Below are 24678 nucleotides of genomic sequence, written 5' to 3'. Positions count from 1 at the left end.
CCTGTGGTGCGGGGTCTGCTTGGAACAGCCCCGTGCAACTGTTCAGGTTGATGGTTCACCGGTGGGAAGGGACCGGGCCATGCCACGGCCTGTCCGAAAGGACGACCAGGATCCACTCGGTCTCCTTTCCACTTCAACCATACACCAGAACCAACACACAGGATTCTAGGGTCTGCGCGCGTCGCTTCGCCCGATGATGGGTGGGAATATGGCCTCGGCCAATCACGAACGTTGGCGACTGCTCGCTGGGCCTGATCAACAAAAACCCCGGACAAACAATGCCGGGGTTTTCGTTAGAAGTTCACACGCCTATTCTGCCGGCGATGGTTTCTTGCGGAACATCGATGCCAGATTGTCCCACAATTCGATCTTGGCGCCCTGGCGCTTCATGATCACGCCCTGCTGCAGGATCGACAGCGTGTTGTTCCAGGCCCAGTAGATGACGAGGCCGGCCGGGAACGAGCCCATCATGAAGGTGAAGATCACCGGCATCCAGGTGAAGATCGCCGCCTGCGTCGGGTCCGGCGGCGCCGGGTTCATGCGCATCTGCAGGAACATGGTGATGCCCATCACCACCGCCCAGGCGCCCATATGCGGCAGGAAGGCGGGCGCCGCGAAGGGCAGCAGGCCGAACAGGTTGAAGATCGAGGTCGGATCGGGCGCCGCAAGGTCGTGGATCCAGCCGAAGAACGGCGCATGCCGCATCTCGATGGTGATGTAGAGCACCTTGTAGAGCGAGAAGAAGACCGGGATCTGCAGCGCCACCGGCCAGCAGCCGGCCAGCGGATTGATCTTCTCGGTCTTGTAGAGCTCCATCATCGCCTGCTGCTGCTTCATCTTGTCGTCTGCGTATTTTTCGCGGATCTCCAGCATCTTCGGCTGCACCTTCTTCATGTTAGCCATCGATGCATAGGACTTGTTGGCGAGCGGGAAGAAGATGGCCTTGACGACGACGGTCGTGGCGAGGATCGCCAGCCCGAAATTGCCGAAGAATTTGTAGAGCGTGTCGATGAGCCAGAACATCGGCTTGGTGATGAAATAGAACCAGCCCCAGTCGATCAAAAGATCGAACCGCTTGATGTGCCGGTCCTGGGCATAGGCGTTGATCTTGGCGACTTCCTTGGCTCCGGCGAAGACTTCGGTCTCGACCGTCGCCGATTGGCCGGCCTCGATGTTGATCGGGTCGGTCAGGAAGTCGGACTGATAACGGTGACGCCCGTCCTCGAAATAGGCATAGCGCGGCTGGAAGGGCTGCTTCTCGGTCGGCACCAGCGTCACGGCCCAGTATTTGTCGGTGATGCCGAGCCAGCCGTCGGTCGACTTGCCGGGCTTGACTTCCTTGTCCTTCTCGATGGTCGCGTATTTGTACTCCGACAGCCCCTCAGCGCCGGTGACGCCGATCAGGCCTTCATGCAGCACATAGGTGCTGGCGACCGCCGGCTTGTCGTAGCGCGTGACCCGGCCATAATTGAACAGGCTGACGGCGGCGCTGCCTGAATTCTGCACCGCGTCTGAAACGGTGAACATGTAGTCGTTGTCGACCGAGATGGTGCGCTTGAAGGTGAGACCCTTGTCGTTGGTGTAGGTCAGCGTCACCGGCGTCGACGGGGTCAGCGTCGGATTGCCCTCGACGCTCCACACCGTGTCCGAGCTTGGCACCGCGCCTGTCTTGTCGGTGCCGACGAAACCGATCTCGGCGAAATAGCCGGTGGGCAGCGCCTGCGGGTTGAGCAGCTGGATCTCGGGCGAATTCTTGTCGACCGTCTCGGTGTAGTGCTTGAGCTTCAGGTCGTCGAGGCGTGCGCCGGTCAGGTTGATCGAACCTTCGAGGCTCGGCGTATCGATCTTGACGCGCTTGGTCGCGGCGATGGCCTGGTCACGGCCGGCCGCCGTCGCCGTGTCGCCGCCGGGCGCGCTGGGAATGGCGCCTGGCGTCTGAGCCGTCGGCGCCGCGCCCGGATTGGTCCCTTGCGCTTCCTTCTTCTGCGCTTCGACGCGCTGCTGCTCGATGCGGGCCTGCTCGCGCTGCTGCTCCATCTTCGGGTTCATGTAGAACACCTGCCAGAGCGTCAGGATCAGCACCGACAGCGCGATGGTGATGAAGAAATTGCGGTTGTTTTCCATCGAAAGCCCTGGCCTATCGTGTTCCGCGCAGCCGGCGGGAAAGCTCGGCCTTCAACTGGCCGAAGGGAATGGCAAGCACGTCTTCACGCCCGACGATGACATAGTCATTGCCGGGCGCCATGTCATCGGCGGCATGAACGCGCACGGCTTCCCTCAGCCGCCGCCGGACGCGGTTGCGCACCACGGCGTTGCCGACCTTTTTAGTGGCGGTGTAGCCGACGCGCGGCGCAAGGTCATCGCCGCGGTCGAGAACTTCAACGAGAAAAAGCCGCCCGCGGCGTTTCTCGCCGTCGCGCACAGCCAGGAAATCCGCGCGTTTCAGAAGCCGCCCGGGAGTTTTCCCCTGTGGCTTGCCGGGTGCGGGCAACGATCTCGTCTTCCGTTCAGGCGCTGAGCCGCTTGCGGCCGCGGTTGCGGCGGGCAGCAACGACGCCACGACCACCCTTGGTGGCCATGCGAGCACGGAAACCATGCCGGCGCTTACGGACGAGCTTGGACGGTTGGTAGGTACGCTTCATTTGTTTTAATACCGCGGCGTGCGGCCCTTCTTGATTCTGTCACTCTGTAACAGGAGCTTTGCCGGGCCGGCTTAGGCGCGATCGAAACCGCGCCGGGACGAATGGCCCGAGCGTGAGCGGGCTTATAGAAAGAAGGTTTTTGGAAGTCAATCCGGCGTGGCCGCGAGGCATTTTTTCGCTGGACCAAGGTTGAAATTGGCAAAAAAGCCGCAAATCGCATAATCTGAACCGATCAAGGCTTCGTGAAGACCGCGTCATGACGAGTGAAGTCCTGTCCAATGATGAAAAGGCCCGGCCGGCTGCGGCGAATTCGTCGCGGCGGGTGCCGCTGTCGCGCGGCCTGTCGACCAAGCTTCTCTTCCTCACCATCGCCTTCGTGCTTTTGGCCGAAGTCCTGATCTTCCTGCCCTGGATCGCGAGCTACCGGGTCAACTGGCTGAAGGAGCGCTTGAGCACCGCAGCCGCCGTGTCGATCGTGCTCTTGCAGGGCGAGCCCAACGCGCTGTCGCACAACGCTCAGAACGACGTGCTGATGGCAATTGGCGCCAAGGCGATCGCCGTGCGCGACGGCGGGGTCTCCCGGCTGCTCGTCGTTTCCGATATGCCGCCCCAGGTCGACGAGCATATCGACATCGCCGAGGTCGGCCTGGTCAACGGCATGACCGGCGCGCTCGAGACGCTCTTCTTCGGCGGCAAGCGCATGCTGCGCGTCTTCGGTCCGGTCGGCGACAGCGACAAGGAATTCGAGCTGATCATGCCGGACTACCGGTTGCGCGACGCTATGCTGAGATACTCGCGCAACGTCGCCGTCGTCTCGCTGCTCATCTCGCTCTTCACCGCCATGCTGGTCTATGCGGCGATCGACCTGATCATGATCGGGCCGATCCGCACCATGACGCGCTCGATCCTGGCCTTCTCCGAGGCGCCGGACGATCCCGGACGCGTCATCCGCCCCGCCGACCGCGCCGACGAGATCGGGGTCGCCGAGCGCGAGCTGTCGCTGATGCAGGACCGGCTGCAAAAGATGCTGTCGGAACAGAAGCATCTCGCCGACCTCGGCCTCGCCGTCTCCAAGATCAACCACGACATGCGCAACATCCTCGCTTCCGCGCAGCTGATGTCGGACCGCCTGCGCCAGGTGAAGGACCCGACCGTGCAGGCCTTCGCGCCGAAGCTTCTGCGCGCCCTCGACCGCGCCGTCTCCTATTCCGAAGGCGTGCTCCACTATGGCCGCACGCAGGAGCCGGCTCCGTCGCGCCGCCGTGTGCGGCTGCGCCAGCTGGTCGACGACGTGCACGGCCTGCTCGACATCGAGGAGGGCATCGAGTTCGTCAACGGCGTCGAGGCCGCCTTCGAGGTCGACGCCGATTCCGACCAGCTGTTCCGCGTGCTGACCAATCTTTGCCGCAACTCCGTGCAGGCGATGGCCGCCGACACCGAAAGCGCGGTGGTGCGCCGGCTGGCGGTCTCGGCCGAGCGCCATGGCAGCGTCAGCCGCATCACCGTCGCCGACACCGGCCCCGGCCTGCCGTCCAAGGCGCGCGAGAACCTGTTCGCCGCCTTCCGCGGCTCGGCGCGCAGCGGCGGCACCGGCCTCGGCCTGGCGATCGCGCATGAATTGATCCGCGCCCATGGCGGCACGGTCGAGCTTGTCGAATCGATCGGCGGCCGCACCGTCTTCGCCGTCACCATCCCCGACCAGCCGGTCCGGCTCGATCAAGCGCGCAACGGCCTGCGCCGCCCGGCTTGAGGCCGCCGTCGCCGGCAGAGCTGCTTGTCGCTAGCGGCGCGCCTCGATCAAAGCCGGCAAAACCACCTGCGACAAAACTTTTGCCGGATCGACTTGCTTTTCGCAAATTCAGTCGTTAGGGAACACTCCACATCGCGGCCGGCCGTCTCGACCGGATCGCGGGGCCTGTGTCATGCACGGCCTGTTGCGCGCCCGTAGCTCAGCTGGATAGAGCACCAGACTACGAATCTGGGGGTCAGGAGTTCGAATCTCTTCGGGCGCGCCATTCATTTCAGATATTTAGCTGAATCCCACCGTTTCAAATGGCCGTTTTGAACGGTTTTGAATCGTCGGATGGATCTGCGCGGCTGGAAGAACCGCAGCGTGGGATCGGGCGACAATCCGGCCCGAGCCATGTTGCATTCTTATATCCGCCAAAACCAATTGCAAAACAAAACCAGTCGGTCTAAGCTGAACCGATTGCACAACGCAATCAGATTGCGCGAATGCCGTATGGGGAAGGTAATGGCCAAGATCGTGTTCGGAATGAACCAGTCGCTGGACGGCTACGTCGATCACATGGCGTTCGGGCCAAGCCCCACGCTCTTTCGCCATTTCATCGAGGAGGCCGAGCGGCAGGCCGGCAGCATCTACGGCCGCCGCATGTACGAGGTCATGCGCTACTGGGACGACGAGCATCCCGAATGGAATGCGGACGAGCGGGCCTTCGCGGCGGCGTGGCGGAACCAGCCGAAATGGGTCGTCTCGCGCTCGTTGAAGTCTGTCGGGCCCAATGCCAGTCTTGTCGAGGGCGATCTCGAAGGCGCTATCCGCAAGCTGAAGGCCGAGCGCGACGGCGAGATCGAAGTCGCCGGCCCGGATTTGGCGCGAAGCCTCACCGAACTGGGCTTGATCGATGAATATCGGATCTACCTGCACCCGGTGGTGCTTGGTCACGGCAAGCCATATTTCGCCGGGCCTCGGCCGCCGCTGCGCCTCATGGCTCATGATCGGATCGGCGAGGATGTGATCAGGTTGACCTACGCTCCTGTCTGATCTTGCGACGTCCTCTCGTGCCGCACCAGACTAGTTATCCGAGCTTCGCAGTCCGAATCTTTCGGGCGCCATTCGTGTTCAACGCCCACTCTGAACGGTCAGGGCAGGCTCAGCGCGCCTATGCCGTATATGCCAGCGCCAGGATTCTGGGCGAAATGGTGAAGCGCACCGTCAAACGATTGCCGGATGAAGTGACCGCCTCGCTCGAGGTGAGATCGACGGCGATGTCCTCAAAGCCCAGCACCCGGCCGTCGAGCGGAAACGAGGCCTTGTAGACCGCCTCCTTGATCGCAAACAGAATGCGGCTGCCCAGGCGGGAATCAAGATCGCCCAGGCGATCTTGCGGCGTTGCCACCATGCCTCGGAGCTCGTGTGGCAAGGGCAGGGCAGGTTCGATGTCGACGCCTACGCTTCTCATTGCATCGGATCGCGCGGCGACCGCCACGGCAAGTTCATCGTCATGCGCGATTGAACCGACGATCCCTGCAGGCCAGATCGGGTTTCCCAGTTGGCCCCGCAAGACGGCGAGATCCGCAAAGCTCAGCCGCCGCAGCAATTCATGCGCGACCCGACGGCCCGCTCCAGTGGCGGCGCGCGCCCTCTGTTCGCGCGTGGCGATGGAAGCGCCTTCCGCCGGCAGGAGGTATTGTTCGTCGCCGGCACGAACAAGACGGCAGCCGGTGACGAGGCCGGGCGGCGTGAGGTAGGCCAGCGCCTCCTCGACGGCGCTTTCGATGTCCGGTTGCGCGTCGTCCGGCCGTGAGCTCACTTGCTGCCCAATTCGAGCACGGCAATCATCTCGCCATCCTCGTCCAGTCCCGCCTCGACGAAACCGAAGCCGGCATAGAGCCGGCGCGCCGCCTCGTTGTCCGGTTCATAACAGATCGAGACGCGGCGTATGTGGCCGAGCTGCGCGATCTCCTCCAGCGCCCGGGCAACCGCGGCACGGCCAAGGCCCCTTGCCCTGTTCGCGGCGGTCGATCATGAAACGGTAGATGATCGCCTCGTCATCGTCGTCTGGAGCGCTGTACATTAGGAATCCGACGACGCGCCCGGCCGCAACGACAGCGCGGGCGAGGGCCTCGTTGTCTTCCCCGGCCTCTTCCAGCGAGTCGGCATTCGAGGCGACGAAGCCTTGCTGCTCAGGCATCAGCTCGAGCGCCAGGATCGCCGCCCGGTTGTCCTCGCCGACAGGCCGCAGGACAACGTGGCGGTCGCCCGTCCGCGCTTCGGCCGAACGCGTCACTGTTTCTGCCCGATCTCGATCGCGCGCGCGTCGATCGGCGTCACCACGCCATAGAGCTTGGCCGGGTTGCCGCGCCACACGGTGTTGGGCTCCAGCACTTCGCCCTTCATGACGAAGCAATCGAGGTCCGCCACTGATCCCTCGCCCATTACGACCGCGTAGTGGATGAAAGCGGCCGAGGCGAGCGTGCAGCCATTGCCGATGCGGATGTAGTCGGATTTGAACGCGCCTTCCTCCAGCGAATGCGCCTGGATGACGCAGCCCTCGTTGAGCGTCACGTCGTCGCCGATCTCCACCAGCGACCGCTCGGTGATGATGCTTCCCCCGTCATAGACACGCCGCCCGACCTTCACGCCCACCAGACGCAGGATCAGCGGCCTGAACGGGGTGCCGGTGAACAGGCCCATGATCGGCGAATCGGACAGTTTCCAATGGCGTTCGTGGCGCCAGAAGACCGGGTCGTAGATCGTGGCCATCCTGGGCTTCAGCCGGCGGAAACCGAGGCTGACCCGTTCCAGGAAGATGTAGAACGGAATCCCGATCGCCGTGGTCAGCACCACCGCCAGGAACAGCGCCGTCTGCTCCCATTCGTTGTAGTAGTTGAGCGCCCTGTCCCAGATGGCGAGCGTCAGGAACAGGATCAGCCACTGCGCGGCCAAGAACAGCAGCGCGGTGACCAGATTGTGGAGGTTCTTCAGCGGCAGCCGGCGGCGGCGCTCCTGGTCGGAGATCAATCCGAGAAGCTCCTTGTCGCGATTGACCATGCGCGGGATTTCAAAGGGCGGCGACCCCAGCAGCCCGACATTCTCGCGCACGGGACCATCGACCGGTACATGCACCTTGGTCCCGAGCAGGCAATTGTCGCCGGTGCGGGAATCCGGCGAATAGATGATGTTGTTGCCGAAGAAGTTGCGCTCACCGACCCGCGTGTGCTCGAGGCGGAAGGAGTTGGCGGACTTCTGCATGTTGACCATGAACAGTCCGTCGGAGACCATCGTTTCCGAGCCGATCTCGCTGAGCTGCGGGTTTTCATGCCGCTGGTTGGTGCCGAAATTCGACCCGGTCTGGTTCACCTTGTTCAGCCGCCAGCCGATGGCGCGCAAATAGTAGACGACGGCCGAGCTGTCGCCGAACAGCACATTCAGCAGTCGCACGTTGCTGACCAGCTCCAGCATCGATTGGAGCCAGTAGTGAAAGCCGTAGAGCGAATAGTCTCGGCCGGGCTTCAGCATGAGGTTGAACAGCCGCGGCACGATGGCCGCCAGCAATACGCCGCCGATGATGAAGCCCGCCAGCGTCACCGTGGTGCCGATCGCCACGATGCCGATGGTCTCCTGATAGTCGTCGCCGACATTCTCCCAGTAGGTGTGGAACAGAAGCGGGAACGGCGTGACGATGGCGAAGAGGATGAAGAGCTGGATCGCCTCGTAGATGATCCGGCGCGCTCGCGACAGCGGCACGTTGGGAACCGTGCAATAGTCCGCCTCGGTCGGAATCGCCGGCGATCCGTGCCAGCGCTCGCCGGCAGGGATCGCCTGTCCGCGATGCAGCGACGAAGCGTGGCCCAGCTGGGCGCCATCGCCGATGCGGGTGTCGATGTCCAGCGTCGAGCCGACGCCGACGAAAGCGTTGTGGCCGATGTCAAGCGGGCCGGTGTGGATGTAGCCCGCCTGGGCGCGGAAGCCCAGGATCATGGAATCCTTGCGCAGGATCGAGTTGTCGCCGATCCTGATCAGGTCGGTGCAGACCGGAACGGAGCGGCACTCGATAACCGTGCGGTTGCCGAGCCGGGCGCCGAGTAGGCGCAGGTAGAGGCTGTACAGCGGGCTGCCGCGGAACAGCACCACCGGCGCGCTGCGGACCAGCGTCTTGACGACCCAGAAGCGATAATAACGCCAGCCCCAGATCGGGAACGTCTCGGCCTTCCAACGTCCAACCAGCAGCCATTTGGCGATGATGGCAAAGCCGCTGAGCCCGAAGAACACGCTGGCGGACAAGAGGACGCAGCGCAGATAGAGCTGCGCCGGGTCGTCCAGCGCGTCATAGACCCAGTTGAGTCCGTCATTGATCGCCCAGAGCGAGGCATAGCTGTAGAGCGCGTAGAACACGAGCTGCCCAAAGCCCGTGCTCCAGTAGGCAAGGCCGGAAGCCCGATGCGTCAGCATCGGCTCGCTCGCGGCAACCGCGACCATCTGCGGCGCACGCAGGTAATCGGCGAGTTTCGCGACCGTGGGATGCAGGTAGATGTCGCGCATCGAGGTCGTCGACCAGGCTTTGCGGGAGCGGATACGCGCGCAGAACCTCGCCATCAACAGCGAGTTCGCGCCGAGGTCGTCGAAGAAGTGGTCTTCGATGGAGATGTCCTCGAATCTCAGGACATCCTGCAGCGTGTCGACCAGGAACCTCTCGTCCTCGTTGCGCGGGTCGATCATCGCATGGCCGGCCGCGACGCGCGCGCTGGTCGGCTTTGGCAGCTTCCTCAGGTCGACCTTATTGGAGACGGTCATCGGGATCGCGGGCAGCTGCTCCAGATAGGCCGGAACCATGTAGTCGGGCAGCCGCTGCTTGAGCTCCCGCACGAGCATGGTGCGATCCACACTGTCGCCGCCGCTCCTGGGGGCATAATAGGCGACCAGTTCCGTGCGCTCGGGCTCGATCTCCCACGTCGTAACCGCCGCCTGCGCGATGCCCGGCTGTTCCAGCAGCACGGCCTCGATCTCGCCCAGCTCGATGCGGTAGCCGCGGATCTTCACCTGCGTGTCGATGCGGCCGTGATATTCGATCTCGCCCTTGTCGTTGATGCGGCCGAGGTCGCCCGTCCGGTAGATGCGGCCGCTGGGATTGTTCGGCAGGCCGATGAAATCCTTGATGAATCGCTGTTCGGTAAGCTCCGGCCGGTTGAGGTAGCCTACCGCCACGCCCATGCCGCCGATGCAGACCTCGCCCAGTGCGTCGCCGGTCAGCACCTTCGGCTTTTCGGGGTCGAGAATGGCTATCGAATAGGTAGGTAGCGGCCTGCCGATCGTCACCGGCTCGTCCGGGGTCAGCAAGGCCATGGTGGCCGTGACTGTCGCCTCGGTCGGGCCATAGGTGTTCAGGATCTGGCGGCCGGGCTTCGCCCAGCGCACCACGAGCTTTTGCGAGCAGGCTTCGCCGCCGACCAGGATCGCACGCAGGCTGGGCGCGTCGCTCTCGATCGACGACAAAAGCGTCGGGCTGCAGGCCATGCAGGTGATGTGATGCTCGCGCAGGAAGCTGGCCAGCTCCTCGCCCACGAGGGGCTGCTGGCCGGGCGCCGGCACGACCGTGGCGCCGGCGGCAAAGGGCACCCAGATCTCCTCCGAGGAGAAGTCGAAGGCGATGGTCATGCCCTGGTACACGCGGTCGCCCGGCTGGTAACCGTAGGATGCTGCGGCGACGCGGATGAAGTTGCAGAAGCTCTGATGCGTGATGACCACGCCTTTCGGCTTGCCCGTGGTGCCGGACGTGTAGAGAATGTAGCAGGTCTGGTCCTGGCTGCCCTCCGGCAGGGGCGCTGTTTCCGGCTTGAGAGCGATTTCGGATTCCGCCGAGTCGATCGAGATATGCGGAACCGGCAGGCGCGCCACGCGCGCGGCATAACCGGAGACGCTGATCACCATCGTGACATTGGCGTCCTCGATGATCATCACCATGCGATCTTCGGGGAAGGCGGTGGCTAGAGGAACGAAGGCCGCCCCGGCCTTCATCACGGCAAGGATAGCGATATAGGTTTCGGCGGAGCGGTCCAGCAAAAGGCCTATCCTGTCGCCCGGCTTCACGCCACGCTCGATCAGCAGATGCGCGAACTGGTTGGCACGGCTGTTCAGCTCGCGATATGACCATGGCCGGCCGCTGGAAATCACCGCCGGTGCCGCGTCGAAGCGGCTCGCCAGATCGCCGAAGAAGCGGTCAAGCCTCTCATGCGGCTCACCCTTATGGATGAAATCGGGGCCGATTAGGATCTGATCGCGCGGTGGCGATTCCGTCACTAGTTTGGCTTTAGGCGCGTTTTTCTTGGCGGGTTTGCTTGCTTCATTCAGAGACATTGGAGGACCCGCGAGCTCGTGATGGCTCGCACTATGCCGTGATTGGCGAAAAGACAATTGGCTGACGATGACGGGCCAGTTGATTTGCCTTTGCGGCGGATTTGAGATGGCGTTCCGATCGGCAATTCATGCCACGTGACGTTCACGATGATGTGACGGAGCGCCGATCTCTCCCGCGAAGGCGTATCGTTTTGCGCGCGCTCTGGGGGATCATCTCCGCAGGCAGCGGCTCGATCAGCTCGCGGATGTGTCGCAGCTCAATCGGTAAGGAAGCAGATATCAGCCTCGACGACGCAATAAGGAACGTGGCGGAAGTCGCGGATGCGGGCGACCTCTTCGCCGCGCCAGTCGATTAGCACGAAGCCGCGCACCGCATCGTGCGCCTGCGGGTTGCGGATGAGGATCGCCGGCCGGCCATCGACGAAGCCGAGCGACAGGGCCCAGTCGCGGAGGCGGTCGTAATTGCCGAAATAGGTCGAGGCTTCCTTCTTGCCGTTGAGGCGGGTGCGATTGACGACGTCGACCTGGACATCCTCGGCGATCAGCCTCCTGACCCCGTCGAAATCGCGCGCGTTGAACAGATCGACATAGCGGCGCAGCCGGCGCTCCTCCTCCGGGTCGAGCTTCGGCATGGCGACTTCATCGGTTCGGCCGGCCAGCGCCTTCAGCTCTGCCCGGCCGCGATGCAGCGCCGCCTTGGTGGCAGCCAAAGTCGCGCCCGTCACCTCGCAGGTTTCGGAAAGGCTGAGGCCGAGCACGTCGATCAGGATCACGGCGCTGCGCTGCGCCGGCGTGAGCTGCATGAACGTGCGCAGGCTTGCTGCCGCCGCAAGCCTCGCCTCTGCGCTGGCCGAGAGATCCTCAATCGTCGTCATGTCGGTGTCGCTCATTCGGGAGCGCTCCCGCTGGCGGCGGCGCAGATGATCCTGCGCCGCATTGTGGACGATGCGGAACAGCCACTGCTCGAGGCGCTCGACTCGGGCGCCGCCATCATGCGCGGCAAGCGCCTTTACCACCGTCTCCTGCACGATGTCCTCGCCCTCGATCGACGAGCCGGCCATGCGGGCGGCGTAGCGGTGCAGCTTCGGCCGCAAGTCGACGAGCATATCGTCAAGTTCCGCGCGGCCGAACCCTGCTGAGCTCATCGTCCTCTTTCTCGCCTTGCCGAGGCCGTGCCCGGGTCAGGCGGGCACGGCTTCATCGGCCTTGGCCAGCATACGATAGTTGCCGACGATCTTCGCCGGCGCCCTCACAAGCGGCGCCGAACGCCGTCCGGCATGATCGGCACCGAAGGCCTTGAAAGCGTCGAGTTCGGTCAGCGCCGAGCTGTCCTTGTCGTAGCCGACGAGGTGGACGAATTCGCCATTCTCCAGTTCGAGCACCAGATAGCGCACCGATTGCGGCTGCGTTTCATCCAGCGCCTCGAACACTTTTGCCACCAGCGCCCGGTTCTCGGCGATGCCGGCGTCCTTCACGCCGTAGCGGATCAGATTGTAGGTCATGGTCGTCTCCTTCGGTTGGCATGAGGAAGACGTTTCGGGCAGGCGAAAGGATTCGTGCGGACACAAAAAATCTCCCCACTCGAGGGAGAGATGTCGCCGAAGGCGACAGAGCGGGTCACAGCGCGTGAAACGCCGCCGCATCTGCGATGAGAGAAACGTTGGCGATCCATGTGAGACGACCCCTCTGGCCGGCCGGCCATCTCCCCCTCAGAGGGGGAGATAACCTCTCAGCCGACCGCCTTCGCCGCTGCCCGTCCCGCGCTGCGACCCGAAAAAATGCAGCCGCCGAGAAAAGTGCCTTCCAGCGCCGCGTAGCCATGCACGCCGCCGCCGCCGAAGCCGGCGGCTTCGCCCACCGCATAAAGCCCCGGCACCGGCTGTCCGGCGGCGTCGAGCACGCGGCTGTCGAGGTCGGTCTGCAGCCCGCCCAGCGTCTTGCGGGTCAGGATATTGAGGCGCACCGCGATCAGCGGGCCGTTCGCTGGATCGAGCATCTTGTGCGGCTTGGCGGTGCGGATCAGCCTGTCGCCGAGATAGGCGCGCGCGCCGCGCAGCGCGGTGATCTGCGCATCCTTGGAGAAGGGATTGTCGAGTTGCATGTCGCGGGCGCGGATCTCGCCCTCAACCTCGGCGACGTCCAGCAGCGGCTCGCCGCCGGCCAGCGCGTTCATCCGCGCCACCAGTTTCGAAAGGTCGGCCTCGACGATGAAATCCTCGCCCTTTTCCATAAACGCTTTCACCGGGCCCGGGATGCCCGACGTCGCGCGGCCCAGCACCTGCCGCCAGCTTTTGCCGGTGAGATCGGGGTTCTGCTCGGAGCCCGACAGCGCGATCTCCTTCTGGACGATCTTTTTGGTCAGGATGAACCAGGAATAATCGAAGCCCGTGCTCATGATGTGGCTGAGCGTGCCCAGCGTGTCGAAGCCCGGATAGAGCGGCGCCGGCAGCCTTTTGCCGCGCGCGTCGAGCCAGAGCGAGGAGGGACCGGGCAGGATGCGGATCGCATGCTCGGTCCAGATCGGCGCCCAGTTCCTGATGCCCTCGACATAGTGCCACATGCGGTCGCGGTTGATGACCGAGCCGCCCGCCGCCTCCGTGATCGCCAGCATGCGCCCGTCGACATGGTCCGGCACGCCGGTGATCATCCGCCTCGGCGGCGCGCCCAGCCGCGACGGCCAGTTCTGGCGCACCAGCTCATGATTGCCGCCGATGCCGCCGGAGGCGACGATCACCGCTTGCGCGCTGAGCTCGAATTCGCCGGTCGCGGCGCGCGAGCTCTTGTGGCCGCGCTCGACGTTGCTCGGTTCCAGCACATCGCCGCGCACGCCCGTCACCGTATCGCCGGTGCGGATGATCTCGTTGACCCAGTGGCGGAACCTGAACTTGACCAGCCCGCGCTTTTGCGCCTCGCGCACGCGCTGCGCGAAAGGTTCCAGCACGCCGGGCCCGGTGCCCCAGGTGATGTGGAAGCGCGGCACCGAATTGCCGTGGCCGGTCGCATTGCCGCCGCCCCGCTCGGCCCATCCGACCACGGGGAAGAATTTCAGGCCGCGCTCGATCAGCCAGGAGCGCTTCTCGCCGGCGGCGAAGCCGACATAGGCTTCCGCCCATTTGCGCGCCCAGAAATCCTCTGGCCTGTCGAAGGCGGCCGTGCCCATCCAGTCCTCGAGCGCGAGGTCGTGGGAATCGCGGATGCGCATGCGCCGCTGCTCGGGCGAATCGACCAGGAACAGCCCGCCGAACGACCAGAAGGCCTGGCCGCCCAGCGACTGTTCCGGCTCCTGGTCGACGACGATGATTTTCCTGCCGGCCTCCGCCAACTCAGTCGCGGCGACGAGGCCGGCCAGCCCGGCGCCGACAATGATCACGTCCGCGTCAGCCATCTTTCCTCCCGAAACCAGCCGGCAAACTTATTGCGAAGCCTCAGACGGGCTCCCAGCCGTCCTTCTCGCCGGCGCGGAAGATGGCGTCGATGACCTTCTGGTTGAGCACCGATTCCTCCAGGGTGAAGACGCGGTCCTTGCCGCCCTGGGCGGCGCGCACGAAGGCTTCGCACTCCAGCCGGTATTGCTGCGTACCCGGGAAGCGGAACACCTGCGCCTCGGTGTGGTTCTGGTTGTGCAGCTCGATGCGATGGTGGTCGTAGAGCCCGGCATTGAACGGGGCGAAGACCTCGATGAAGCCCTTTTCCCCGTGGAACACCATCACCTGCCGCGCCGCCATCTGCGTCGACAGGTAGAAGGACAGCTCGAAATCGCCGAAATCGGCGCGGATCGAGGAATAGATGTCGGTGCCGAAATTCTTGTCGCGCTCGATATTGGCCTGGACGCGGACGGGCTCCTTGCCGGTCGAAAAACGCGTCGACACGGTTGGATAGACGCCGATGTCGGGCAGCGCGCCACCGCCGAGATCGAGCTGGTTGCGCATGTTCTTGGGGTCGACATTGTAATAGGAGAACGCGCCCTGCACATGGCGCAGCCGCCCGATAGCGCCGCCGGCAATGAGGTCGCGCACCTTGATCCATTGCGGATGGTAGGTGACCATGAAGGCTTCGCAGACCAGCACCTTCTTTTCGTCGCGTAGCTTGATCAGCGGTGGGATGTCCTTGGCGTCGAGCGCCAGCGGTTTTTCCACCAGCACATGCTTCCCGGCCTCGATCGCCTTTGCCGTCCATTCGACATGCTGGGAGGTGGGCAGCGGAATATAGACACCGTCGACCTCCTTGGAGGCGAGCAGGTCCTCATAGGAGCCGAAAGCATGACGGGCGCCGAAACGCTCGCCCAGCGCCTTGGCCTTCGACAGGTCGCGGCTGGCGATCGCCGACAGGACGCCGTTCTCCGATTCCACGATTGCCGGCAAAAGCTGCTCGCGGCCGATCTTTGCCGTCGACAGAACACCCCATCGGAACATCACGCTTCTCCATGTCGGTTACATCGATGGAGGTGTGCCCCAATTCCGGAGAAAAGCCAATGCGGGAGAAGCTCCCTTCCTCGCCCACGCAGTGGGGAGAGGTGTCCCGGCGAAGCCGGGACGGAGAGGGGTTTTCGTAGAGTCCCGGGTTCTTGGACCCCAGCGCCTCTTGGGGCTTTATTTGTGGCCGCTTGGATGATCAAAGGGCTCTGCCGTCGCGAAGGTCGCCCCCCGGTCCGTCTCGGGCTTCGCCCGAGCCACCTCTCCCCCGCTTTGCGGGGGCGAGGAGAAGCGGGACTGCGACTAACCCCTTTTGCCCGTCAGCATCATGTCGAAATCGACGACATTGGAATAGAGCGGCGTGCCGACATCCATGCCGTAGCGCGACCGCAGAACCTTGCCGGTGACGTGGAATTTGATGGTCCCGCCCTTCAATCCGCCGAGCTCGGCCGTGAATTTTTCCGGAAACGTCTTGCCGCGCGCCGTCAGCCGGCCCGTCACCAGCGCCGTCGTGTCGCCGGTGCGCGTCACGCTTGTAGAGCGGAACTGGATCTCCGGATTGTTGGCCGCGTCGAACACTGCGTCGGAGCGCAGGAAGGCATCGATGCGGCCCTGCCCGGTGCCGACGCTTTCGGGATAGATGGTGAGGTCCACCTTGGAGCGGCCGACATCGCCATTGTCGATGCGGATCGTGCCCTTGAAGCGGCCGAAGGCGCCGTCGAAACCGCCGCCTCCGGCCTTGCCGATGGTGAAGCGGATCGAGGAGGCTGCCGGGCTGATCGTGTAGCTGCCGGCGGCGTCGCTGAGCGCCACCGCGGCAACGGCAGGCATGGTAAGGCAAGCGGCAAAAGCCGCCAATCCGGGGATACGCGCGTTCATGGGTTTCTTCCTTCCGCAGATACGTTTTTCTGCGTTCTCGTCCCACGAACGAATGATGGCGCGGTTCTATTCCCTGCCTGACGAAGGTGTGATCATGCGCGTCAGCACCATATCGCGCAGCAGGAAATGGTGGCGCAGGGCCGCTGCGATGTGCAGCGCCACCAGCGCGATGCCGGCATAGGCGAGATACCAGTGCGCAGAAGCCCAGAAGCTTTCCGAAGCGTCGGATTCGGCCAGCGGCAGATTGGGCATCACGAAGAGGTTGAACGGCATGGTCGGGATCTCCAGCGTCGACACCGAGACCAGCGCCCAGCCGGAAAGAGGCAGCGCGATCTGGAAGGCATAGAGCGCGAAATGCGCCAGCGGCGCGGTCTTGCGCTCCAGCGTTCCGACCGCAGCCGGCAAGGGCGGCGCCGCATTGCCGAGGCGCCAGGCGATGCGCAGGATGATCAGGCCGAGCAGCAGGAAGCCGAAGGATTTGTGCAGCTGGATCAGCTCGAAGGACGTCCGCTGGCTTTCGATCCGCACCATGACGACGCCGAGCACGAACTGGCCGATGAAGATGATGCCGATCAGCCAGTGGAGGGCAATCATTGCCCAGCCGTAGCGGGTTGGGGTGTTGGTGATGGATTCCATGCGAGGCGAACGAAGCCGGCGCCGGCTTTCTTCCGAGATGTGCAGCCAATTCCATTGGTCGGCGCCAATGTCGGTAAGTGGATGCGAACCGAAGCGACGGCTTCGTTCCGCAATCGCCTCCCTACCCGCTCACCTTGAAGAAATCCACGAAGGCCCTGAGCGCCGGCCGCATTTGCCGGCGGCTGGGATAATAGACGAAGAACCCGTCGAAGGGCGGGCACCAGTCCTCCAGCACGCGGATCAGCCTGCCGTCGGCGAGCGGCGCCCGCACATAGGGCTCGAAGACGAAGGCCAGGCCGGCGCCGTCGACCGCCGCCTGGGCGATCAGGTAATCTTCGTCCAGGATCAGAGGCCCCTCGACCGCCATCTCGATTTCCTCGCCGTCCTTCTCGAACTCCCAGCGGTAAAGGATGCCGCTGGAGAAACGGAAGCGGATGCAGCGGTGGTCGGTGAGGTCACGCGGATGGCGCGGCTTCGGCATAGAAGCGAAATAGGAGGGCGCTGCGACCACCGCGCCGCGGATGTCGGGCCCGATCCGCACGGCGATCATGTCGCGCTGCAGGCTTTCGCCGAGGCGCACACCGGCATCAAAGCCGCCTTCGACCACGTCGGTAAAACGATCCTCGATGACGATCTCCAGCACGATGGCGGGATAGGCCGCGGCAAAGGCGCCGAGCCTCGGCGTCAGCACCAGATGCGCGGCGGTGCGCGGCACGCTGAGCCGTAGATTCCCGGCCGGCCGGTCGCGCGCCTCGACCGCCGTTTCCAGCGCCAGGTCGATCTCGGACAGGGCCGGCCGCAGCCGTTCCAAAAGCTGCGCGCCTTCTTCGGTCGGAGCGACGCTGCGCGTGCTGCGCGCGAGCAGCCGCACGCCGAGCCGTGCTTCCAGGCTCGACACCGCATGGCTGACCGCGGAAGGCGCGATGCCGAGCTCGCGGGCCGCGCCGCGGAAGCTGGCGCATTGGGCGACCGAGGCAAGCACGGCGAGTTGGGAGAGGTTCGTCCGGTTCATTGTTCTATTTTATAGAGCGACCTGTGCGAAATAGACAGAATTATCGAACGTGTCGCGGGGCGCTATCTCTCCCCCATCGCAACAAAGGAGATGCGCCATGAAAACCCGCAAACTTGGAACTAAACTCGAAGTCTTCCCCGTCGGCCTCGGCTGCATGGGCATGAGCTTCGCCTATGGCGGCCAGCCGGAGGCGGAAGCCATTGCCACACTGCACCGCGCCGTCGAGATCGGCGTGACCTTCTTCGATACGGCCGAAGTCTATGGTCCATTCGAGAACGAGATCCTGCTCGGCAAGGCGCTAAAACCGGTGCGCGACAAGGTAACGATCGCCACCAAATTCGGCTTCAAGATTTCCGAGCACGGCGAGGGCATCGACCGCATGGTCGGCGTCGACAGCCGCCCCGAGCACGTCAAGGCGGTGGCCGAAGCCTCGCTCAAGCGGCTCGATACCGACGTGATCGACCTCTACTACCAGCACCGCGTCGACCCCAACGTGCCGATCGAGGACACGGTCGGCGCCATGGCCGAGCTGGTGCGCGAGGGCAAAGTGCGGGCGCTCGGCCTGTCGGAGGTGAGCGGCGCGACGCTGCGCCGGGCGCATGCCGTGCACCCGATCGCCGCTGTGCAAAGCGAATATTCGCTGTGGAGCCGCGATCCCGAGGACGAGGTCTTCGCCGTCTGCCGCGAGCTTGGCATCGGCTTCGTCCCCTACAGCCCGCTCGGCCGCGGCCTGCTCACCGGCGCGATCAGCAAGCCGGACGCCCTCGGCGCCGGCGACTGGCGCCTTACTCTGCCGCGCTTCCAGGCCGAGGCCATGGAAGCCAACAACGCGGTGATCGCTGTGCTGGAGAAGATGGCGGCCCAAAAGGGCCTGACACCGGCGCAGCTGGCGCTCGCCTGGGTGCTGCACCAGGGCGATTTCATCGTGCCGATCCCCGGCGCAAGGAAGATACGGCACCTTGAGCAGAACACCGCCGCGGCCGGGATCGAGTTGAGCGCGGCCGAGGTGGCAGCGATCGGTGATGCGCTGTCGCCCGACAAGGTGGTCGGCAAGCGCTATACGGAGGAGCTGCTGGCGCTGGTGAATGGGTGAGCGACAGCAAGGGAAGGGGCGCTTCGGCGCTTCCCTCTCCATAAGCCGCGCAGTGTAAAGATTGCGAGACGTTAGCGCGAGGCACCCCCCTCTGGCCTGCCGGCCATCTCCCCCGCAAGGGGGAGATCAGATCTCGTCTGGCCTCTCGCCAATCACCAGCGCTGCAAGAAGGGTGCCGCCGACGAAACTGCCAATCTCCCCCCTTTGCGGAGGAGATGCCCGGCAGGGCAGAGGGGGGTGCCTCGCGCCGCCGTATCCTACCAAGACACCACCTCAATCTCCGGCCAATACTCTTTGGCACGCCTCCCCTTCGCCTCATGCGTGCGCTGATTGTCCAGCACCCGGTTCGGCGTGATGCGGAACGAAAAAAGGTCGTCGAGCCCAAACGGCGCCACCATCTCCAGCGCTCCGTCGGCGCCGTACCGCACCCCGACCGCATGCGTCTTCGACGCGAAATAGCTCACCGATTCACTCGCGCTGGCATAGCGCGGGCATTCCTGCCCGAACTTCACCGGATACCACAAGTGCACCCGCGCCTGGTTGCGTACCTCGACCGGCAACGGCAACCCCGCGAAATGCGCCGCCGCCCGGCCGATCACCGCATCCTCGGCCTCGTAGGACAAATCGGTGTCATCGAAATAGAACAGATCGACATCCTTGATGCCGTAGCCCGGCGGCTTGCCGGTCAGATAGTTCCAGACGCTGTTGTAGAGCGCGCCGGAAACCACCAGCCAATCGGGCAGCGCGAGTTGGCGCACGCGCGCCAGCGTTTCGCTGAGCAGCGGGTCGCCCGCAACGATGGCGAGGAACGCCGCGCGCTGCTCTTCGAAGGCAAGGCCGGAATACCGGAGGTGGTCCATCGCTCTTTTGGAGAGCGATTCGCCATGCTCCGGCAATCCTCAGAAGCAATGCCAGGAAAAGTGCACAGCGGTTTTCCAGCCGGAATTATGTAAAGCAGAGACTCGCTACGCCCTCAGCACGCCCCCCGTCTGCTTGTTGACGTTCTCGACGATGCGTTTTGCGAGCGCCTCGAAATCCTCGTCGGTCAGCGTCTTTTCGACCGGCTGGATCGAGACCTCGATGGCGATCGACTTCTTGGCCGCACCAAGCGAGGCGCCCTCGAAGACGTCGAAAACCGAAACGCCGGTGACCAGCTTCTTGTCGGCCGCGAGCGCAGCCCGCACCAGCGTGCCGGCCTCGACCGATCGGTCGACGACGAAGGCGAAGTCGCGCTTCACCGCCTGGAACGGCGAGAGCTCCAGCTTCGGCTTGGTGCGCGTCGGCTTGGCCTTCGGCTCCGGCACGGCATCGACAAAAACCTCGAAGCCGCAGATCGGACCCGACACGTCGAGCGTTTCGAGCGTCTTCGGATGGAACTCGCCGAATGTGCCGAGCACGGTCTTGGGGCCGAGCTTGATCGTGCCCGAGCGCCCGGGATGATACCAGGCCGGGCCGCCGGGCTCGATCTGCAGCCGGTCGACCGGCGCGCCGCAGGCTTCGAGCGCCGCGATCGCGTCCGCCTTGGCGTCGAACACGCCGACCGGCCCGGCATTGCCGGACCAGCTGCGGCCCGCGCCGTCGAGCTTGGCCGTGCCGCGCCGCACGCCGGCGGCGACGCGCCGCTGCTGGTCGGCGGCGTCGCCCTCATAGGTGCCGGAGACCTCGAACAGCGCCACATCGCCGATGCCGCGGTCGGCATTGCGCTGCGCGGCGCTGATCAGCCCGGGCAGCAGCGAAGGCCGCATGTCGGACATGTCGGCGGCGATCGGGTTGGCGAGTTTCAGGCCGTTCTGGCCGCCGCCGAACAGCTCGGCGTGCTTTGCGGGGATGAACGACCAGGTGACGGCCTCCATCATGCCGCGCACGGCCAGCGCGCGCTTGGCCGCGCGGGTGCGCACCTGCAGCGTGGTCAGGATCTTGCCGTTGACCGCGTCATGCGAGGTAAGCGGCTGCGGCGCTATGTTGTCGACACCGTGGATGCGCATCACCTCCTCGACCAGATCCGCCTTGCCGTCGATATCCGGCCGCCAAGACGGCACCTTCACCTCGACGGCGTCGCCCGAGCTGCGCGGCTCGAAGCCGAGCCGCGTCAGGATGCTGAGCGCTTCCTCTCTTGGCACCTCGATGCCGGTCAGCCGCTTCACTTCCGAGAGCGGGAAGAAGATGATCTTCGGCTTGTGGCCGGCATAGCCGGCAACCTCGATTTCCGTCGGCGTGCCGCCGCAGAACTCGAGCACCAGCTTGGTCGCAAGCTCGACACCCGGCACCATGAACTCAGGATCGACGCCGCGCTCGAAACGGTAGCGCGCATCACTGATGATGCCGAGCGTGCGGCCGGTGCGGGCGGTCGAGATCGGATCCCAGAGCGCCGATTCGATCAGCACGTCGGTGGTGTTCTCGTCGCAGCCCGAATGCTCGCCGCCCATGATGCCGGCGATCGATTCGACGCCATTGTCGTCGGCGATGACGCACATTTCCGGCGTCAGCGTGTATTCGCGCCCGTCAAGCGCCAGCACCGTCTCGCCTTGCTTGGCGCGGCGCACGACGAGATTGCCGGCGACCTTGTTGGCGTCGAACACATGCAGCGGCCGGCCCCGGTCGAAGGTGACATAGTTGGTGATGTCGACCAAGGCGCTGATCGGGCGCAAGCCGATGGCGATCAGCCGCTGCTGCAGCCATTTCGGCGATGGGCCGTTCTTCACGCCGTTCACCAGCGTCAGCGCGAAGCCGGGGCAGAGTTCCGGCGCCTCGATCTTGACCTTGACCGGGCACATGCCGTTGCCGACATGCGGCATAATCGCGCCGCCGGTAAGCCGGCCAAGCCCGCTCGCCGCGAGATCGCGCGCAATGCCGTGGACGCTGGTCGCGTCCGGCCGGTTCGGCGTCAGATTGATCTCGATCACCGGATCGTCGAGATGCGCGTAGGCGGCGAAGCTGGTGCCGACCGGCGCATCCTGCGGTAAATCGATGATGCCGTTATGCTCGTCGGAGATTTCCAGCTCGCGCTCGGAGCACATCATGCCATGGCTTTCGACGCCGCGGATCTTGCCGACCGAGAGCGTCACGTCGATGCCGGGAATATAGGTGCCTGGCGCCGCAAAGGCCCCGATCATGCCCGCGCGGGCATTGGGCGCACCGCACACCACCTGCACGGGCGGCTTGCCGTCGCCGGTGTCGACGGTCAGCACGCGCAGCCGGTCGGCGTCCGGATGCTGCACTGCCGTCAGCACTTTGGCGATGACGAAGGGCTTCAGGCCGGCCTTGTCGTCGACATGCTCGACTTCGAGGCCGATCGCGGTCAGCCGCTCGACGATCTCGGCAAGCGAGGCGTCGGTCTCAAGATGGTCCTTGAGCCAGGAGAGGGTGAATTTCATGACTGTGTTTCCGAGGGTCTTTGTTCTTCGGGCCGGGATACGCTGGTCTTCAGCTCGCGCGGCAGCGCATCGGGCATGTGCAGGAAAGGCAGCTGCTCGCGCACATGCGCATGCACGGTCGGCCTGAAATAGGCAGGCATGTCCATGGCGCCGAGCATGAAATAGATCCGGTTGTCGAGCCGCTGGTCGGTATAGGCGATAGGCGAGCCGCAAATGCCGCAGAACGAGCGCTCCACCGGACCGTTGCGGTAGCTTTTCAGCGATTTGCCATTGAGCGCGACCTGGTCGGCCATGAAGCCGACAAAGGCCGACACCGGCGCGCCGCTGGCCCGCCGGCAGTCGCCGCAATGGCAATAGCTGATGTGATGCGGCTCGGCCGAGGCCTCGAACCGCACCGCGCCGCAACGGCAGCCGCCGGTGTGAGGTGCCGTCATGCAGACAGCCCCCCGAACAGCGTCGGCAGGTCGAGCGGCCGGAAGCCGTAATGCGCGAGCCACCGCACATCGGCGTCGAAGAAGGCGCGCAGGTCCGGCATGCCGTATTTCAGCATGGCGATGCGGTCGATGCCCATGCCCCAGGCGAAGCCCTGATACTCGTCTGGATCGAGCCCGCCGGCGCGCAGCACGTTGGGATGCACCATGCCGCAGCCCAGGATCTCCATCCAGTCGGAGCCTTCGCCGAAGCGCACTTCGCCGGGACGCGAGCGGTCGCATTGAATGTCGACCTCGAGGCTCGGCTCGGTGAACGGGAAGAAGGACGGCCGGAAGCGCATCTTGACCGACGGCACTTCGAAGAAGGCCTTGCAGAACTCCTCCAGCACCCACTTCATGTTGGCGACATTGGCCGATTTGTCGACCACCAGCCCCTCGACCTGATGGAACATCGGCGAGTGGGTGGCGTCCGAGTCCTGCCGGTAGGTCTTGCCGGGGATGACGATGCGGATCGGCGGCTTCTGCCGCTCCATGGTGCGGATCTGCACGGGCGAGGTGTGCGTGCGCAACAGCTTGCGCTCGCCCTTCTCGTCCGGCTGGAAGAAGAAGGTGTCGTGCATCTCGCGCGCCGGGTGCCCCTCGGGGAAATTCAGCGCCGTGAAATTGTAATAGTCGGTCTCGATATCCGGACCTTCGGCGATCGCGAAGCCGAGGTCGCCGAAGATCGCCGCGATCTCGTCGATCACCTGGCTGATCGGGTGGATGCGGCCGCGCTCGGCCGGCGACTGGCGAACGGGGAGCGTGACATCGACCTTCTCGGCGGCGAGCCGCGCGGCGATGGCCACATCCTTCAGCTCCGCCTTGCGCGCGGTGAGCGCCTCGGTGATGCGGTTCTTCAATCCGTTGATCGCCGGGCCCTTCACCTGTCGCTCCTCGGCGCTCATCGCGCCCAGCGTCTTCAGCATTTCGGAGACCGAGCCCTTCTTGCCGAGCGCCGAGACGCGCACCGCCTCGATTGCCGGTTCGTCGGCCGCAGCCGCGATGTCGGCCATCAGGGAAGCTTCAAGGGTTTCAAGATTTCCAGCGGTGGCGTTCACGGCGAAACTCTTTCGATCGGGCGACCACCAGGATCCGGTGCGTCACCATTTTGATTACATCAGGCAAAAGAAAAACCCGCGCCAGCCGTGCCAGCGCGGGTTCCCCAAATCAGTATTAAAAATGCTTGGGAAGCGCTGGCTTAGGCGACAGCGCTCTCAAAAGCATTCGGCGTGGTGTTCTTCAGATATTCGAGCGCGACCTTGGCCTTGGCGACCAGCGCGGCGAAAGCCTGCGGCTCGTGGATGGCCATGTCCGAAAGGACCTTGCGGTCGATCTCGATGCCGGCCTTGTTGAGGCCGTCGATGAAGCGGCCATAGGTCAGGCCATGCTCGTGGGTCGCGGCGTTGATGCGCTGGATCCACAGCGCGCGGAACGAGCGCTTGCGGTTCTTGCGGTCGCGGTAGGCATATTGCAGCGACTTCTCCACCGCCTGCTTGGCGATGCGGATGGTGTTCTTGCGGCGGCCGTAGAAACCCTTGGCAGCCTTCAATACCTTCTTGTGCTTGGCGTGGGCGGTAACGCCTCTCTTTACGCGTGCCATGTCATGATCTCCTTAAAACGTTGTCCAGACCGAATGCTCAGAGGCCGTTCGGCAGAAAATTCTTGATGACCTTCTTGCCGTCCGGTTCAGCCAGAACCATCGTGCCGCGGGCATCGCGAATGAACTTGTTGGAACGCTTGATCATGCCGTGGCGCTTGCCGGCGGCAGCCGACAGCACCTTGCCGGTGGCAGTAATCTTGAACCGCTTCTTGGCGGCCGATTTGGTCTTCATCTTGGGCATTTTGCTACTCCGTATTGGTGGCGCACCATCGCGCTTCTTGTCTCGCTTCGGGCCGACCAAAGCCCGAAAAGCAAATGAAACCGCCACGGCATGCCCTGCCGGGCGGTTTTCTTGGAACCGCGGTCCTATAGATCAAAGATGGCCGGCGTGCAACACCTGAAGCCGATACACCTGAAGCTACACGCACCGAAGCTGCGCGCCCGCCTCAGGTTCCCGAAGAT

23 protein-coding genes and 1 tRNA gene are annotated in these 24678 nt (G+C 64.3%); 4 read left to right on the top strand and 20 right to left on the bottom strand.

All coding sequences use genetic code 11. The features are described 5' to 3' along the window. Positions 1-309 precede the first annotated feature (309 nt). From yidC to rpmH, 3 genes are read right to left on the bottom strand one after another with little or no spacing between them, the layout of a single operon-like run. On the bottom strand, positions 310-2124 hold the full coding sequence (gene yidC, locus O7A05_RS14400; protein WP_337093734.1) for a membrane protein insertase YidC: 1815 nt from the start codon (positions 2122-2124) through the stop codon (positions 310-312). A gap of 13 nt (positions 2125-2137) precedes the next feature. Next, positions 2138-2491 carry a ribonuclease P protein component gene (rnpA, locus tag O7A05_RS14395; protein WP_337093733.1) on the bottom strand — a complete coding sequence of 118 codons (354 nt, stop codon included), beginning with the start codon at positions 2489-2491 and terminating at the stop codon, positions 2138-2140. Between the two features lie 16 nt (positions 2492-2507). Next, positions 2508-2642 carry a 50S ribosomal protein L34 gene (gene rpmH, locus O7A05_RS14390; protein WP_008833937.1) on the bottom strand — a complete coding sequence of 45 codons (135 nt, stop codon included), beginning with the start codon at positions 2640-2642 and terminating at the stop codon, positions 2508-2510. A 256-nt stretch (positions 2643-2898) separates the two neighbouring features. On the opposite strand from rpmH, the gene O7A05_RS14385 reads away from it, so the two are divergent. From O7A05_RS14385 to O7A05_RS14375, 3 genes are all read left to right on the top strand, one after another. Continuing rightward, positions 2899-4392, top strand: a complete 1494-nt coding sequence (locus O7A05_RS14385) for a HAMP domain-containing sensor histidine kinase (protein ID WP_337093732.1) — start codon at positions 2899-2901, stop codon at positions 4390-4392. Between the two features lie 188 nt (positions 4393-4580). After that, a tRNA-Arg gene (locus O7A05_RS14380) sits at positions 4581-4657 on the top strand. Between the two features lie 239 nt (positions 4658-4896). Next, positions 4897-5427, top strand: a complete 531-nt coding sequence (locus O7A05_RS14375; RefSeq protein WP_337093741.1) for a dihydrofolate reductase family protein — start codon at positions 4897-4899, stop codon at positions 5425-5427. Between the two features lie 118 nt (positions 5428-5545). Here the strand turns inward: O7A05_RS14375 and O7A05_RS14370 are convergent, their stop codons facing one another. From O7A05_RS14370 to O7A05_RS14320, 11 genes are all read right to left on the bottom strand, one after another. After that, entirely contained in the window at positions 5546-6196 is a 651-nt protein-coding gene (locus O7A05_RS14370; protein WP_337093731.1) for a 4'-phosphopantetheinyl transferase family protein, read from the bottom strand. Beyond that, complete coding sequence (locus O7A05_RS14365; protein ID WP_337093740.1) at positions 6193-6345, bottom strand: GNAT family N-acetyltransferase; 153 nt, start codon at positions 6343-6345, stop codon at positions 6193-6195. The genes O7A05_RS14370 and O7A05_RS14365 overlap by 4 nt, the downstream gene beginning before the upstream one ends. Further along, a complete protein-coding gene (locus tag O7A05_RS14360) occupies positions 6302-6673 on the bottom strand; it encodes a GNAT family N-acetyltransferase (protein ID WP_337093730.1) in 372 nt (123 codons plus the stop codon). Before O7A05_RS14360 ends, O7A05_RS14365 begins: the two co-directional genes overlap by 44 nt. Further along, the gene (locus O7A05_RS14355; protein ID WP_337093729.1) at positions 6670-10683 is read right to left on the bottom strand and encodes a Pls/PosA family non-ribosomal peptide synthetase; all 4014 of its coding nucleotides are present in this window, start codon (positions 10681-10683) and stop codon (positions 6670-6672) included. The genes O7A05_RS14360 and O7A05_RS14355 overlap by 4 nt, the downstream gene beginning before the upstream one ends. 314 nt (positions 10684-10997) lie before the next feature. Further along, positions 10998-11885, bottom strand: coding sequence for an RNA polymerase sigma factor (locus O7A05_RS14350; RefSeq protein WP_337093728.1), 888 nt, complete (start codon positions 11883-11885; stop codon positions 10998-11000). A gap of 36 nt (positions 11886-11921) precedes the next feature. Next, positions 11922-12242 (bottom strand): hypothetical protein, encoded by a 321-nt coding sequence (locus O7A05_RS14345; RefSeq protein ID WP_337093727.1) that lies wholly within the window; start codon positions 12240-12242, stop codon positions 11922-11924. 227 nt (positions 12243-12469) lie between these two features. Next, the gene (locus O7A05_RS14340) at positions 12470-14125 is read right to left on the bottom strand and encodes an FAD-binding dehydrogenase (protein ID WP_337093726.1); all 1656 of its coding nucleotides are present in this window, start codon (positions 14123-14125) and stop codon (positions 12470-12472) included. A 40-nt stretch (positions 14126-14165) separates the two neighbouring features. Beyond that, positions 14166-15152 carry a Gfo/Idh/MocA family protein gene (locus tag O7A05_RS14335; protein WP_337093725.1) on the bottom strand — a complete coding sequence of 329 codons (987 nt, stop codon included), beginning with the start codon at positions 15150-15152 and terminating at the stop codon, positions 14166-14168. Positions 15153-15455: 303 nt separating this feature from the next. Then, complete coding sequence (locus O7A05_RS14330; protein WP_337093724.1) at positions 15456-16031, bottom strand: YceI family protein; 576 nt, start codon at positions 16029-16031, stop codon at positions 15456-15458. Positions 16032-16097: 66 nt separating this feature from the next. Next, on the bottom strand, positions 16098-16667 hold the full coding sequence (locus O7A05_RS14325) for a cytochrome b (RefSeq protein WP_337093723.1): 570 nt from the start codon (positions 16665-16667) through the stop codon (positions 16098-16100). 121 nt (positions 16668-16788) lie between these two features. After that, a complete protein-coding gene (locus O7A05_RS14320; protein WP_337093722.1) occupies positions 16789-17679 on the bottom strand; it encodes a LysR family transcriptional regulator in 891 nt (296 codons plus the stop codon). Between the two features lie 97 nt (positions 17680-17776). Here O7A05_RS14320 and O7A05_RS14315 point away from each other — a divergent pair, with 97 nt between their 5' ends. Next, a complete protein-coding gene (locus O7A05_RS14315; protein ID WP_337093721.1) occupies positions 17777-18772 on the top strand; it encodes an aldo/keto reductase in 996 nt (331 codons plus the stop codon). Positions 18773-19029: 257 nt separating this feature from the next. Here the strand turns inward: O7A05_RS14315 and O7A05_RS14310 are convergent, their stop codons facing one another. The 6 genes from O7A05_RS14310 to rpmI all read right to left on the bottom strand — a co-directional run bounded on the left by O7A05_RS14310 (position 19030) and on the right by rpmI (position 24457). Continuing rightward, positions 19030-19632, bottom strand: coding sequence for a nucleotidyltransferase family protein (locus O7A05_RS14310; RefSeq protein ID WP_337093720.1), 603 nt, complete (start codon positions 19630-19632; stop codon positions 19030-19032). A gap of 105 nt (positions 19633-19737) precedes the next feature. Beyond that, positions 19738-22146: a phenylalanine--tRNA ligase subunit beta gene (gene pheT, locus O7A05_RS14305; RefSeq protein WP_337093719.1), complete on the bottom strand. Its 2409-nt coding sequence runs from the start codon at positions 22144-22146 to the stop codon at positions 19738-19740. Continuing rightward, entirely contained in the window at positions 22143-22580 is a 438-nt protein-coding gene (locus O7A05_RS14300; RefSeq protein WP_337093718.1) for a GFA family protein, read from the bottom strand. The genes pheT and O7A05_RS14300 overlap by 4 nt, the downstream gene beginning before the upstream one ends. Further along, the gene (pheS, locus tag O7A05_RS14295; protein ID WP_337093717.1) at positions 22577-23629 is read right to left on the bottom strand and encodes a phenylalanine--tRNA ligase subunit alpha; all 1053 of its coding nucleotides are present in this window, start codon (positions 23627-23629) and stop codon (positions 22577-22579) included. The genes O7A05_RS14300 and pheS overlap by 4 nt, the downstream gene beginning before the upstream one ends. Before the next feature lie 185 nt (positions 23630-23814). Then, positions 23815-24216, bottom strand: coding sequence for a 50S ribosomal protein L20 (gene rplT, locus O7A05_RS14290; protein ID WP_042637600.1), 402 nt, complete (start codon positions 24214-24216; stop codon positions 23815-23817). A gap of 37 nt (positions 24217-24253) precedes the next feature. Next, positions 24254-24457: a 50S ribosomal protein L35 gene (rpmI, locus tag O7A05_RS14285; protein WP_027166935.1), complete on the bottom strand. Its 204-nt coding sequence runs from the start codon at positions 24455-24457 to the stop codon at positions 24254-24256. Positions 24458-24678 lie beyond the last annotated feature (221 nt).

The organism is Mesorhizobium argentiipisi (SeqCode), from assembly GCF_037179585.1.
In the GTDB taxonomy this organism is placed as follows: domain Bacteria; phylum Pseudomonadota; class Alphaproteobacteria; order Rhizobiales; family Rhizobiaceae; genus Mesorhizobium; species Mesorhizobium argentiipisi.
Note: the sequence above shows the minus strand (reverse complement) of the source record. Positions and strands in the feature narration are given on the sequence as shown.

Coding starts and splice junctions, on each gene's coding strand:
- O7A05_RS14330 (WP_337093724.1), bottom strand. CDS start 16,031: ATGAACGCGCGTATCCCCGGATTGGCGGCTTTTGCCGCTTGCCTTACC.
- O7A05_RS14375 (WP_337093741.1), top strand. CDS start 4,897: ATGGCCAAGATCGTGTTCGGAATGAACCAGTCGCTGGACGGCTACGTC.
- pheT (WP_337093719.1), bottom strand. CDS start 22,146: ATGAAATTCACCCTCTCCTGGCTCAAGGACCATCTTGAGACCGACGCC.
- O7A05_RS14340 (WP_337093726.1), bottom strand. CDS start 14,125: ATGGCTGACGCGGACGTGATCATTGTCGGCGCCGGGCTGGCCGGCCTC.
- O7A05_RS14320 (WP_337093722.1), bottom strand. CDS start 17,679: ATGAACCGGACGAACCTCTCCCAACTCGCCGTGCTTGCCTCGGTCGCC.
- O7A05_RS14310 (WP_337093720.1), bottom strand. CDS start 19,632: ATGGACCACCTCCGGTATTCCGGCCTTGCCTTCGAAGAGCAGCGCGCG.
- O7A05_RS14315 (WP_337093721.1), top strand. CDS start 17,777: ATGAAAACCCGCAAACTTGGAACTAAACTCGAAGTCTTCCCCGTCGGC.
- O7A05_RS14350 (WP_337093728.1), bottom strand. CDS start 11,885: ATGAGCTCAGCAGGGTTCGGCCGCGCGGAACTTGACGATATGCTCGTC.
- O7A05_RS14345 (WP_337093727.1), bottom strand. CDS start 12,242: ATGACCTACAATCTGATCCGCTACGGCGTGAAGGACGCCGGCATCGCC.
- rplT (WP_042637600.1), bottom strand. CDS start 24,216: ATGGCACGCGTAAAGAGAGGCGTTACCGCCCACGCCAAGCACAAGAAG.
- pheS (WP_337093717.1), bottom strand. CDS start 23,629: ATGGCCGACATCGCGGCTGCGGCCGACGAACCGGCAATCGAGGCGGTG.
- O7A05_RS14325 (WP_337093723.1), bottom strand. CDS start 16,667: ATGGAATCCATCACCAACACCCCAACCCGCTACGGCTGGGCAATGATT.
- O7A05_RS14300 (WP_337093718.1), bottom strand. CDS start 22,580: ATGACGGCACCTCACACCGGCGGCTGCCGTTGCGGCGCGGTGCGGTTC.
- O7A05_RS14335 (WP_337093725.1), bottom strand. CDS start 15,152: ATGTTCCGATGGGGTGTTCTGTCGACGGCAAAGATCGGCCGCGAGCAG.
- O7A05_RS14385 (WP_337093732.1), top strand. CDS start 2,899: ATGACGAGTGAAGTCCTGTCCAATGATGAAAAGGCCCGGCCGGCTGCG.
- yidC (WP_337093734.1), bottom strand. CDS start 2,124: ATGGAAAACAACCGCAATTTCTTCATCACCATCGCGCTGTCGGTGCTG.
- rpmH (WP_008833937.1), bottom strand. CDS start 2,642: ATGAAGCGTACCTACCAACCGTCCAAGCTCGTCCGTAAGCGCCGGCAT.
- rpmI (WP_027166935.1), bottom strand. CDS start 24,457: ATGCCCAAGATGAAGACCAAATCGGCCGCCAAGAAGCGGTTCAAGATT.